Source organism: Bombiscardovia coagulans, assembly GCF_002259585.1.
Classification (GTDB): Bacteria; Actinomycetota; Actinomycetes; order Actinomycetales; family Bifidobacteriaceae; genus Bombiscardovia; species Bombiscardovia coagulans.
In genome coordinates this window covers 405,392-417,831 of sequence record NZ_MWWS01000004.1, presented here as the reverse complement: position 1 = coordinate 417,831, position 12,440 = coordinate 405,392, and the positions used below count along the sequence as shown (strand labels likewise).

The window sequence follows — 12,440 nt, the reverse complement described above, 5'->3', positions numbered from 1 at the left end:
GGCTATGAAATCCAGTGCTTTACGTATGTCAACCCTTTTCGTGCGCACCTTGCGTGAGGACCCTGCCGATGCAGACGTAGATTCAGCTCGGCTGCTCCAGCGTGCAGGCTATATTCGCAAGGCTGCTCCTGGTATTTGGACATGGTTGCCATTAGGGTTGCGTGTCCTGAACAAGGTTGAAGACATCATACGTGAAGAAATCAATGCTATTGGCGCACAGGAAGTTCATTTTCCGGCATTGCTGCCCCGAGAGCCATATGAAGCAACCCATCGCTGGGAGGAATACGGCGACAACATTTTTCGTCTCAAGGATCGCCACGGAGCAGATTATCTGTTGGCTCCCACGCATGAGGAAGTGTTTACCCTTCTGGTGAAGGACATGTATTCGTCCTACAAGGATTTACCCGTCACCCTATACCAGATTCAGACCAAATATCGTGACGAATTCCGTCCCCGGGCCGGTTTGGTTCGTGGACGCGAATTTGTCATGAAGGATGCTTATTCGTTTACCCTTGATCAAGAAGGTTTGCAAGAGGCTTATCAGAATGAGCGAACAGCCTACGAGCGCATTTTTCAGCGACTTGGTTTGAAATATGTTATTGTTCATGCTGTTTCTGGTCCGATGGGTGGGTCCGAGTCTGAGGAGTTTTTGGCACCGCTGGCTATTGGTGAGGATACCTTTGCTCTAGCTCCTTCGGGAAAGGCATGGAATGTTGAAGCTTTGACCACGCCAGAAGTTGAGGACATAGACTGCTCTGGAATTCCAGAGATGACAGCCTTAGAAACCCCTGATTCTCGTACTATTGACCAGTTGGTCAGCCAGTCGAATGCTCTGCATCACCGCAAGAATGGAGAAGACTGGACTGCTGCGGATACACTGAAGAACTTGATCATTGCCGTCAAGCGTACAGAAGATGAGAACCACGATATGCCGTGGCGAGAGATCGTAGCTATTGGCCTACCCGGGGACCGCCAGGTAGATATGAAACGTTTGGAAGCACAGTTTGCGCCCTACGAGATTGAGGAGGCTACTGAGGAAGATCTGAAGGCTCATCCTGAGTTCATTAAGGGGTACATTGGGCCTATGGTTCTAGGACCCCAAGCTCGTGCGAAGGAGGAGATCTCTGAGCCAGTGCGTTATCTTATGGATGCACATGTTGCTCGAGGTTCACAGTGGATTACTGGCGGTGATCGTGATGGAATGCACATTTTCAACGCGGTCTATGGACGAGACTTTGAAGCTGATGGCACAGTTGAAGCAGTAGCAGTGCGTCAGGGGGACATGAGTCCAGACGGTTCGGGTCCATTGAGCTTTGAACGTGGTGTAGAAATAGGGCAGGTTTTCCAACTTGGCCTCAAGTACTCAAAGGCTCTGGACTTACAAGTTCTGGATCAAAATGGTAAGGCTGTCCCTGTGTGGATGGGTTGCTACGGTATAGGTGTTTCGCGAGTCCTGGCTTGTATTGCTGAGTCTCATCATGACGAGAAGGGCTTGGCGTGGCCGTTGGCTATTGCTCCGGCACAGGTACATGTTCTCGCTACTGGTAAGAAGGAAGAAGCCTTCCAAGCTGCTGAGAAGGTGGTAGCAGAACTGGAGGAACGCGATATCGAAGTGATATACGATGATCGTCCCAAGGTCTCTCCTGGTGTGAAGTTCAAGGATGCTGAGCTGTTAGGTATGCCCCTTATTGCTATAGCTGGACGGGATACGATCGACAATGGCACTATTGAAATCCGTAATCGCGATGGTTCTGAATCAATTTCAGTTCCAGTAGATGAAGCAGCTCAGACCATAGCAAATAGGATTGCTGCTCTGGCTTGAATGAATCGCAACGGTGTTCGTGTTCGAGAATTTTTGTGATCTCCGACACGAGCACACGTGTATCACATGTGCTCTGCCTTCGTAAGGTTCAACCGGACAATTGTGTTGATATCATGTTGCAAGAAAAACTGAGTTAACAACACTTACAGGCTAAACTGTAACTCTAGTGGGACGTGGTCTTGGCGGGCACCAGTATCAAGCGGGCGGCATACGGTAATCTTGTCTGCTACTCGGTCGGAAGCGAGCCAGTAATCGATTCTCCAGCCAGAGTTGTGAGCTTTAGCGGTTGGAACTCGTTGCGCAAACCAGGTGTAGATGCTATGCTCGCCATCTTCACTCGAGAAGGTGGGAGATGCGCTCTTGTATAGCTGGCGGAAGGTATCGGTGAACCCAGCGCTAAGTAGTTGACTGAATTTGTTACGTTCCTCGTCAGTGAATCCTGCAGAATGATGGTTTGATTCAGGGTTTGCTAGATCGATTTCTTCATGTGCCACGTTAAAATCTCCACCAACAAAAACGGGTTTCGACTGGTCTAAACCTTGTACATACTGGCGAAAACAATCGTCCCACAGACCGCGTTCGCTCAAACGAACTAAACCAGATCCTGCATTTGGTGTGTACACAGTTACAACGTACATGTCCGGGAACTCCAGTGTTATAACTCGACCTTCGCTATCCATGGGCTCAGGAGCACCGATAGAAGGATACTGGACTTGGGGAGTAGGCAACGACTTTTTGTATAACATCATTGTGCCTGCATATCCCTTGCGGGCTGGCGGCTCAGAGGTGTTGTATACGATGTTGTAGTCAGGAAAGCGCTGGTAGAGGAGGTCGGTAAGGTTAGCGGTTTTCTTGGGGACTGACGAATTGAGTTTTGTTTCCTGTACAGCGAGCACATCCGGACTAGTCTGGGCTATATTGTCCAGAACTGTCTGTGAAAGTGCACTACGATCGCTGGAACCAGTCAATGCAGCGTTGAGGGAATCAATATTCCATGAAATGAACGTGTAAGCCATACTTGTGTCCTCTCGAAACATCTTTCATTCACTAGTCTATGTGGCTTCGTTGCATGGTGGAAGCCTGCGCAAAGTAGTCTTGCCCACATCTGAAACCAAAAAACACAGTTAACCACATTGTAACTGTTGCGTATTTTTTGAACGTGTACTGATGCATGATAGTTTCACCGCCGGGTTTGAATCGCACGGAACTGGTGGCGTATGTTTTTTCTTGTGCAGACGCTCTCAGCTGACCGATTCAACCCGAGTGGTCCAACCCAAGACCCGGCTTAGGGGATGAAGGTAAGACGGATGGAAAGGAACTGATTATGACGTTACACCAGGCTCGAATAACGATAGCAGGTTTTGTGGGTAAGAACCCTATACGCATAGGTCAGGAGGGATCGACTCCGGTTTGTAGTTTTCGCATAGCTTCAGCGGATGGCTATTTTGATGGTAAAGCTGGGACCTGGCGAGAATTGCCAACTACTTGGCTGACCGTAAAAGCATTCAAATCCTTGGCTAATAATGTTCTTCGTTCTGTGCACAAGGGAGATCCAGTATTGGTTACTGGCTCGCTAGTTACACAGGAATGGGCGAAAGATGGGAGCATTAAGTCATCATTAATTCTTGAAGCTGATAGTTTGGGGCATGACTTAAATTTGGGAGTTTCACACTTTCAGCGGCTTAAGATTGCTGACAATTCGGTAGAACAGAAGGCATCTGAAGCAGGTTCAGATGCCTTCTGATGAGAGATATTGTGAAGAGAAAAGAATCTACCAAATACTCACTCGTTCGTCAGGAGAGCGCCACATTCTGTCTTCATCGTTGATGTCAAAAGCTTCGTAAAACAGATCGACGTTTGAAACGATACCGTTGGTTCTAAATTCTGCCGGTGCGTGTGTGTCGATTTGCAAATACTGTTCGGCTAGCTCGTCTCGTTGCTTGTTACGCCAGATAGAAGCATAGGAGAGGAAGAATCTCTGTAATCCAGTAAATCCATCTATTTCAGGTGCTTGTTCTAGGGCAGATTTAATGCCACTATCTGAAGCATCCTGGGCTTTGCCAGCCCGCTCCTGTATGGAAAACGCATAGGCCTTGAGTGCAATATTGACACCCCCCAAGTCGCCGATATTTTCTCCAATAGTCAATGCTCCATTCACATGTGGAGCAGATTCCGGGCTGTCGGCATATTTATCCGCTAGTTGCCGGGGTACGAAAGCGTTGTACTGGTTTATGAGTTTAGTAGTACGCTCCTCGAAATTGGTCCGGTCTTGCTTAGTCCACCAGTCGTTGAGGCGACCATCGCCATCATATTTACTTCCTTGGTCATCAAAACCATGTCCAATTTCATGTCCAATTACTGATCCAATACCACCGTAATTTGCGGCATCATCGGCGTCTGCATTAAAGAAAGGAGGTTGTAGAATGGCTGCTGGGAAGACGATTACGTTTAGCGAAGGCTCATAGTATGCATTCACCGTTTGCGGGTTCATGAGCCACTCATCCTTATTGACGGCTTTGCCAACTTTTGCAAATTGATAGCCAGATTCGTATAAGGCTGCCTGTTTCATATTCTCAACAAGGCTCGAATCTGAAGACACATGCAGTGCCTTATAATCACGCCAGTTGTTGGTGTAACCAATTTTCGGCTCGAACTTATGGAGCTTGTCTAATGCTTTGTTTTTAGTTTCCTCACTGAGCCAGTCCGATGTTGAGATTGAAGCTCTGTATGCAGCTATCAGGTTAGTGACAAGTGTTTCCATGCGATTTTTTGAGGACTCGGGGAAGTGACGCTTAACGTATTCCATACCAACTTCTTCACCGCAAACGTTGTTTACTAAAGAGACAGCTCTCTTCCAACGGTCTCGCATTTCGGTGGTGCCGGAAAGTACTTTCCCATAGAAGTTAAAACTAGCTTGATCAAAACTATGGTCCAAGTACGACGCTTGCCCAATAAGAGTGTGGACACGAAGCCACAACTTCAAATCTTCTATATCAGTGGACTTCCAGAGTGCATTCAAACCTTCTAGGAAACTAGGTTCGTGGACGATAACAAGATTGAGTGCGTCGAGGAGGTTGACGGGTTGAGACTGAGCGCTTGTTGTCTCATTGTATGAATGCTGCCAAGCTTGCGCCCAAGATTCGATATCAAAATAAGATAATGCAGATTGTAAATCCCTGAAGTTAGTGGGGTTATATGTTCTGTCCTCATCACGAGTAGATACATTGTCCCAATGTTGAGCAGCAAGCTTGGTCTCAAAGCTCATAAAACGCTCAGCTTGTTCTTGAGCCTCTGCCTCATTATGTGCATAACCAGCAAGCTGTAGCATCTGGCAGACCATTTCTATATATGCTTGTCGTATAGTTTGGTAGCGGTCTTCGTGGTAATAAGCCTCGTCAGGAAGTCCAATACCGCCTTGCTCCATATGTACTACATTCACTTTAGGGTTGCCTGGATCGCCGTAGATACCCATGTTGAACAGGTCAGGACTTCCAAAGGGACTTAAGCTTCCTAGTAGCTCTGTGAGAGCTATCTTGTTCGATACCTGATCAATGCGGTCTAAAGTGGATTGTATTGGAGTTAAGCCTGCTGCTTCAATAGAATCTGTATCCAGAAAGCTCCGATATATGATAGCTGACTTGCGTGCTGGGCTGTCCGGATCTTCCAAAATATCGCGAATCTGTTCTTCAGCATTTTCTGCTAGTTTGTCAAATGAACCAAAACGAGATCGGTCTGCTGGTAAGGAGTATGTGTCAATCCACGGTCCATTTACAAAACGGAATAGGTCATCTTTGGGACTGATAACCGAAGAGAATGATGCCGGATCCAGGCCGGACATGGGCTGTTTGTTAATCATACTATTCGAGACTAAACCCTAATGGGGTTTGTTGCAAGGATGCCGACTCGTTACTGGAGGATTATCACAGAATTACATTGCGAGAGAAATTGGATAATAACCAATTTATTGCATAAACTGGCGTATTAGCTCTGTTGGGGGGCATAGACTGAAAGCGTTTGTTACGTTTCGATATTGGAGGTAGACACTATGAGCGAGCCAGAGTATGGGCAGTACAATCACAATCAAGATCAAGATGCACAGCAACCACAAGGTCAGCAGCAACAATATGAAGGGCCATATCAGGCTCAGTATCAAGGGCCTACACCTGTGAATGACCCCTTCCGCTTAATCGTAGAAGAACTGTCTCACCGGTCTGTCAATGCCATTCGTACTGTTATTGGAATTGTAGGTGCCGCAGCTACCATTATTGGTTTAGCCCTTTTGCTGGTACCCGGTAAAACGCTCATCGTCTTCACGGTCGCACTGGGTGTGTACTTCATTATTTCTGGGCTTGTTCGGTTGATTACTTCTATTGTGGCACAGGGTATGCCGACTGGTTGGAGAGTTCTCGGTATCATAGTAGGGCTCTTGTTGACTATCGGTGGAATCATCGTGGTGAAGAACACCACTCTTTCAGCCTCTACTCTTATGGTGATGGTCACCTTGATTGTGGGAATTGGCTGGATCATGGAAGGTGTGATGACACTTGCTGAAACGTGGGCAGTACCTCACAGTGGTTGGGCTATATTCAGCGCAGTAGTTTCTATAATTGCCGGTATTTTCGTCCTCATCAATCCTTTGAGCTCCACGGTCGTTCTTGTTATATTTGGTGGCTGTGCCTTGCTGGTGTTGGGTATTACCTCTTTAATTCGTGCTTTTACTTTTGGAAAGCAACGCTGAGGTTTTAGTGCCAGGGGGTACTAGCGCATACAGTGAGAAGCAGATTGCGTGAGTGAAAGGACTGACAATCAGTGATTGAAATTAAAACGCGACAAGAGATTGAACAGATGAAACCGGCAGGTCGCTTTGTGGGGTCCATCCTCAACAATCTACGGAATATGGCCAAGCCGGGAGTTAATCTTTTAGACCTTGATAATTATGTCAAACAGCAGATTGAATCCCGAAAGGGAGCGACTTCGTGTTATGTCGATTATGCTCCAGATTTTGGGACGGGTCCTTTCAGCCACTATATTTGCCTCTCCGTGAACGATGCGGTACTTCATGGAGTTCCTTTTGATTACACCCTCACTGATGGGGACTTGTTATCCATGGATTTGGCTATTGATGTGGATGGTTGGGTAGGAGACTCGGCTATCAGCTTAGTTGTCGGTGAGCAAGCTGACCCCGAAGACCTGCGTCTTATCAAAGCCACTGAGGATGCTTTACAGGCTGGTATTGCGCAGGCAAAGCCCGGTAACCGTTTGGGTGATATTTCCGCAGCCATTGGTGCAGTGGCCCATGAGCAAGGGTACAGTGTAAATGTAGAGTTTGGAGGTCACGGTGTAGGTCACGTTATGCACGGTGACCCATTAGTGCCTAATGATGGTAGAGCCCACCATGGGTTTAAGCTGCGACCGGGGTTGGTGATTGCCATCGAGCCTTGGTTTATGGCTACAACAGATGAAATTTATCAGGATCCCAACGATGGATGGACACTGCGTTCTCAAGATGGATCTCGTGGAGCCCATAGTGAACATACGATTGCGATCACTGAAGGGGATCCTATCATCCTTACCGCGAGAGATGAATAAAGTCTGACCTTAGTAGAGCTGGTTTCAGTGTGTCTGGGGCCAGCTCTGGTTAGACTAGAAACACTATGAGTATATACAACAAATTCAGCGCTATAGCCGTCAAGCACGATCTTTGACATCAGGTCTCTCACCAACGATAAAAACAGCAGCAGTTGTAAAGAGATGGCAGAAAATGGCAGAATTTGATTTTACTCAAGCCTTGGGCGAAGCTCAGGCTAAATACACTATGATTGCGAAGGCACTCGATGTAGACGTTTTACAGGCTCGCATTGATGAACTGGAACAAGAGGCCAGTCAGCCAGGTCTGTGGGACAACCAAGAACATGCACAACAAGTCACTAGCAAGCTTTCTAGCTTGCAGTCCCAACTTCGTAAATTGGAGTCAGCAAAAGACCGCTTAGATGATGTCCAAACTCTCGAAGAAATGGGCAGGGAAGAGAACGACAGTGAAACTCTCGAGGAGGCTCAGCAGGAAGTTGAGTCTATCGGTAGAGATTTAGCTGACATGGAAATTCAGACTTTGCTTGACGGGGAATATGATGAACGTCCGGCAGTGGTTACTATTCGCTCTGGTGCCGGCGGTGTTGATGCGGCGGACTGGGCTCAGATGTTGCTGCGCATGTACTTACGCTGGGCAGAGCGGCATGGTTACAAGACCCAAGTTATGGATACTTCCTATGCGGAGGAAGCGGGCATTAAGTCTGCAACATTCCAAGTGAATGCTCCTTATGCCTATGGCCGTCTTTCGGTAGAGGGTGGTACCCATCGTTTGGTGCGTATATCGCCCTTTGATAACCAAGGTAGAAGGCAAACTTCCTTTGCGGCTGTAGAAGTTATCCCGTTGGTTGAACCTACCGACCATATTGATATTCCAGATTCGGATATTCGAGTAGATACCTATTGCTCATCCGGACCGGGTGGGCAAGGTGTTAACACTACGTATTCAGCTGTTCGTATCACGCATTTACCCACTAACATCGTGGTGACTATGCAGGATGAACGCAGTCAAATTCAAAATCGAGCAGCTGCCATGGCCGTATTGCAATCGCGCTTGCTGGTCTTGCGTCATGAAGAGGAAGCAAAGAAGAAGAAAGAACTCGCAGGAGATATTAAAGCCTCCTGGGGTGATCAAATGCGTTCTTATGTCTTGCATCCATACCAAATGGTTAAGGACTTGCGTACTGGTTACGAAACCTCTCAGACACAAGCTGTTTTTGACGGTGATATTGATGCGTTTATCGAAGCTGGTATCCGCTGGCGTCACCAGCAGCGCAGGCAGGAGCAGACTGCACAGTAGGAGATTCCTCTACTGTGCCTGACATTCAAGAGTAATACTTCTGAGTAAGCTCATGAAAAAGAGTGGACTTACTTCATAACTCATGTAGTCTAAATCTTTGGATAGTGCAAAAGGATTGGAGAGGGCATGGCGCTGATTTCATTGAAAGACGTGACCAAGATTTATCCAAAAGGTTCTCGTCCTGCTCTCGATGGTATTAATCTCGATATCGAGCGTGGCGACTTTGTTTTTTTGGTAGGTGCTTCAGGTTCAGGTAAGACATCACTGTTACGTCTCCTTCTACGTGAAGAAGAGGCCACTGAAGGTGAGATTCGTGTTGCTGGCAATGACCTCAGACGATTAAAAAGCCGGCAGATACCACTGTATCGGCGTTCCATCGGCTTCGTTTTTCAGGATTACAAACTACTAACTAACAAAACAGTTTGGCAGAACGTCGCATTTACGTTGGAAGTGATTGGTGCCCGTCGATCAACCATCAAGACTATGGTTCCTCAGGTGCTCAAGACAGTGGGGTTGACTGGTAAAGAAAATAATTATCCTCATGAGCTGTCAGGTGGTGAAGCTCAACGTGTGGCTTTAGCGAGAGCTTATGTGAATCATCCAGGTATTCTTTTAGCTGATGAGCCGACGGGAAACTTGGACCCAACGACATCCTTAGGCATTATGGAAGTGCTGGATGCGATTAATCGTACAGGTACCACTATTGTCATGGCTACGCATAACGAAGAAATTGTCAATTCTATGCGTAAGAGGGTTATCGAGCTTCACTCAGGTCACATTATGCGAGATGAAGCGCATGGCTCATATGATTCAGCTAAGTTCTTTCCAGATGCGGATGTGGAGGCTAAGGCTCAACAGGCTCTGGGTACAGCTCCTTTGCATACTGGCAACCCTCAGTCGACTGTAATGACAGACACTCAATTCAGTAACGAAGGCATTGCTCGATTGGCTTCTTCAGTCCACTCAGGCAGGACCGGGCGCTACGGAGAAGTATTTGCTCCTGTTGAACAAACTCTGACATGGGGTAAAGGTTTACGGTTAGAAGAGGAAGCGGCGGAGGCTGAACGCAGGGGTAGTGATACATTTGTGCCTCCAGCCCCAGACGCACCATCGGCTCCGTCTCCTATAACTGAACACTTCACACGTATTGGTAAAAAGACTGCTGGTTCGCCAGGAGATAAGCAGGGTAGCCAAGGTCATGTTGAAGGTGAGACCAACAGCGACAGCGGGAAACAAGGCAAGAACGAAGAAGGTGCGCTATGAGGTTGAGATTTATCCTGTCTGGCACTTGGGACAGCCTCAAGCACAACGGTTCCATGATTCTCTCTGTCATGCTTGTTACCTTTATTTCCTTCCTCTTTATCGGTGCCTCTGGGTTGATGCAAGCTCAGATTGCAAAAGCTAAAGGAGATTGGTACACCCAGGTAGAAGTCGTAGTTTGGTTATGTCCTGATGGGGCTAGTCAAGCTGCTTCTTGTGCATCAGGGAAAGCACCTTCGCAGACACAAATTGCTGATTTGGAGTCCACAATCCATTCAGAATTAGGTAAGTCTGTCTCGAATATTGCGTATGAGAGCCGGGAAGATTTTTATAAGAATACTTTTCTCAAGCAGTATCCTAATGGTTCTTACCAAGGACGTACACTCACAGCTGCTGATATGCAGGACTCCTTGCGGCTCAAGCTGACTGATCCTACCAAATACCAAGTGGTTTCAGAGGTCTTAACAGGTCGTGAAGGTGTGGAAGAAGTACAGGATCAAAGAGAGATTTTCGATCCCGTCTTTAGTGTACTAAACCGTGCAACTGTTGTAACTGTCGTGTTAGCTGCGGTCATGGTTTTGGTGGCTATCCTTCTTACCGGTACAACTATTCGGCTAAGCGCTGCCTCCAGGAAAAACGAAACTGAGATTATGCGCCTCGTTGGTGCGTCTAATTGGACAATCAGATTGCCATTTATCTTGGAAGGCATGGTAGCTTCACTTTTGGGTTCTGTACTTTCAGTTGCTGCCCTGAGTGCCATTGTGAAGGTATTTGTGACCGACTGGCTAGCGCAGACCGTACAGTGGATGCCATACATCAGTCAGACAACTGTTTGGATCATGGCTCCAGCCTTAATCTTAGGGGCTATGCTGCTTTCCGCTCTGGCATCCACGATTTCTCTACGACGGTATTTGCAAGTGTGAAACTCAGTAAAGCAACAGTTGCCAGGTTGAAGTGAGCATCTCGAGGAAAGATTGCGGATGTTTCAACCAATAGAAACTTGTGCTGTATAGAATACCTACATACAGGTAGTTGACGAAAGGGAATATTCATCGTGAAACAAGTACGACGCTTGCGCACTGGTGTTGGATTTGTGGTATCTTGCTGCGCCTTTATGGTTGTTGGCGTAGTCAGTATTGTTACAGATTATGAACCTGCGCAGGCTGTAACATGGGGTGAATATCAGCAGAAGGTCAACAATAATGAAGCTTTACGAAGTAAGCTTGCTGGAGTCAATGCCCAGTTAGTGCAACAAATCGAAGCTCTGGATGATTTGAATTCTCATCAGATTCCTGCAGCTCAGATGGCCTTAACTCAGTCCCAGCAACGGTTGGATCAGGCTAAGAGCCAGGTTATGGCTACCAATGACCGGCTTGAAGCTGCTCGAAAAGACAAACAGACGTTGCAAGATAAAATCAAGCAAACTGGTATCGAATATGATGATGCTAAGGATGCAGTGGCACAAATGGCCCGGAACAGTTTCCATGGTTCAGATGCATCAGCAGTTATGGATGTGGTAACTAAGTCAGCGTCAACCCAAGATTTTGTTGATAAGATGCAATCTGATGCGGCTTTGTCTCGTAGCCAAGCTAACGCGGCTAATGATGCTGCGGGTACTATAAGCACATCAAGGAATCGTAAAGATCGTCTTGAAGCTATTGAACAACAAATAGCGGTCTTGAAAAAACAGGCCGATCAGGAAGAGGCTGCAGCACAGCGTGCTGCGCAGGATGCTCAGGATAAGCAGACCCAACTCACAGCTTTGCGGGATCAAGGTAGCCAGGTAAGAGCTGCACTGGAGGCGCAAAAAGGAAGCTTATCTTCGCAGAGCGCTAGAGAAGCCGCAGATATCGTTGCTATGAAATCTGAAATTGATGCTATGGCAGCGCAGCAATCTGCTGTCAATGCTGTAGCAACTCCTGGTACAGGAGGGGTGCAGCAAACTGGTCCAATCTCCGCACCGAGTGTACCTGCTCCAGGACCTAATGCTCCTATCGGTGGTGGATCTGCATCGGGAATGAATTATGCAGTTCCAGGTTCCTGCCCACCTGGGTCTGGTTTCTGTTATGGACACAATACCGGCAATACGGTAGGTGGCTCGGCATACCCTGCCCGTCAGTGCACCTTGTGGGCTTACTTACGGCGTTCTGAGTTACGATTACCGGTCGGTTCGTATATGGGTAACGGCGCGCAATGGGCAGATACAGGTCGGAGTCTAGGATATTTGGTTAACAACACACCTCATGTCGGCGCTGCAATGGTGTTTGCTCGTGGGCAACGAGTGACGAATTGGACTGCTGACCTTACGTATGGGCATGTTGCTGTTGTTGAGCGCGTTAATTCAGATGGTTCTGTTTTAGTGTCTGAGGGAGGAACAGGTTTTCCAACCTTCCCATATGCTGAAGTCATATACAATGCTAGCAACTACCAGTATGTGCATTACTAAATATAAAACACGTATGCATCTCGTAA

The 12,440-nt window shown here is 47.3% G+C and carries 10 protein-coding genes; 8 read left to right on the top strand and 2 right to left on the bottom strand.

Annotated features, from left to right (window positions below):
* Positions 1-4: 4 nt before the first annotated feature.
* Positions 5-1,822, top strand: a complete 1,818-nt coding sequence (locus tag BOCO_RS03490; RefSeq protein ID WP_094722946.1) for a proline--tRNA ligase — start codon at positions 5-7, stop codon at positions 1,820-1,822.
* 143 nt (positions 1,823-1,965) lie between these two features.
* Here BOCO_RS03490 and BOCO_RS03485 read toward each other — a convergent pair whose 3' ends face one another.
* Complete coding sequence (locus BOCO_RS03485) at positions 1,966-2,838, bottom strand: exodeoxyribonuclease III (RefSeq protein WP_094722945.1); 873 nt, start codon at positions 2,836-2,838, stop codon at positions 1,966-1,968.
* Positions 2,839-3,146: 308 nt separating this feature from the next.
* Between BOCO_RS03485 and BOCO_RS03480 the strand changes: the two genes are divergently transcribed.
* Positions 3,147-3,566 (top strand): single-stranded DNA-binding protein, encoded by a 420-nt coding sequence (locus BOCO_RS03480; RefSeq protein WP_094722692.1) that lies wholly within the window; start codon positions 3,147-3,149, stop codon positions 3,564-3,566.
* A 27-nt stretch (positions 3,567-3,593) separates the two neighbouring features.
* Here BOCO_RS03480 and BOCO_RS03475 read toward each other — a convergent pair whose 3' ends face one another.
* Entirely contained in the window at positions 3,594-5,678 is a 2,085-nt protein-coding gene (locus BOCO_RS03475) for a M13 family metallopeptidase (protein WP_094722691.1), read from the bottom strand.
* Between the two features lie 189 nt (positions 5,679-5,867).
* Between BOCO_RS03475 and BOCO_RS03470 the strand changes: the two genes are divergently transcribed.
* The 6 genes from BOCO_RS03470 (at position 5,868) to BOCO_RS03445 (ending at position 12,414) form a co-directional block, all read left to right on the top strand.
* The gene (locus BOCO_RS03470; RefSeq protein ID WP_094722690.1) at positions 5,868-6,560 is read left to right on the top strand and encodes an HdeD family acid-resistance protein; all 693 of its coding nucleotides are present in this window, start codon (positions 5,868-5,870) and stop codon (positions 6,558-6,560) included.
* Between the two features lie 71 nt (positions 6,561-6,631).
* A complete protein-coding gene (gene map, locus BOCO_RS03465; RefSeq protein WP_094722689.1) occupies positions 6,632-7,411 on the top strand; it encodes a type I methionyl aminopeptidase in 780 nt (259 codons plus the stop codon).
* A gap of 172 nt (positions 7,412-7,583) precedes the next feature.
* Positions 7,584-8,708 carry a peptide chain release factor 2 gene (prfB, locus tag BOCO_RS03460; RefSeq protein WP_094722688.1) on the top strand — a complete coding sequence of 375 codons (1,125 nt, stop codon included), beginning with the start codon at positions 7,584-7,586 and terminating at the stop codon, positions 8,706-8,708.
* 126 nt (positions 8,709-8,834) lie between these two features.
* Entirely contained in the window at positions 8,835-9,971 is a 1,137-nt protein-coding gene (gene ftsE, locus BOCO_RS03455) for a cell division ATP-binding protein FtsE (RefSeq protein WP_094722687.1), read from the top strand.
* On the top strand, positions 9,968-10,891 hold the full coding sequence (gene ftsX / locus BOCO_RS03450) for a permease-like cell division protein FtsX (RefSeq protein ID WP_094722686.1): 924 nt from the start codon (positions 9,968-9,970) through the stop codon (positions 10,889-10,891). The genes ftsE and ftsX overlap by 4 nt, the downstream gene beginning before the upstream one ends.
* 191 nt (positions 10,892-11,082) lie before the next feature.
* Entirely contained in the window at positions 11,083-12,414 is a 1,332-nt protein-coding gene (locus BOCO_RS03445) for a CHAP domain-containing protein (RefSeq protein WP_094722944.1), read from the top strand.
* Positions 12,415-12,440 lie beyond the last annotated feature (26 nt).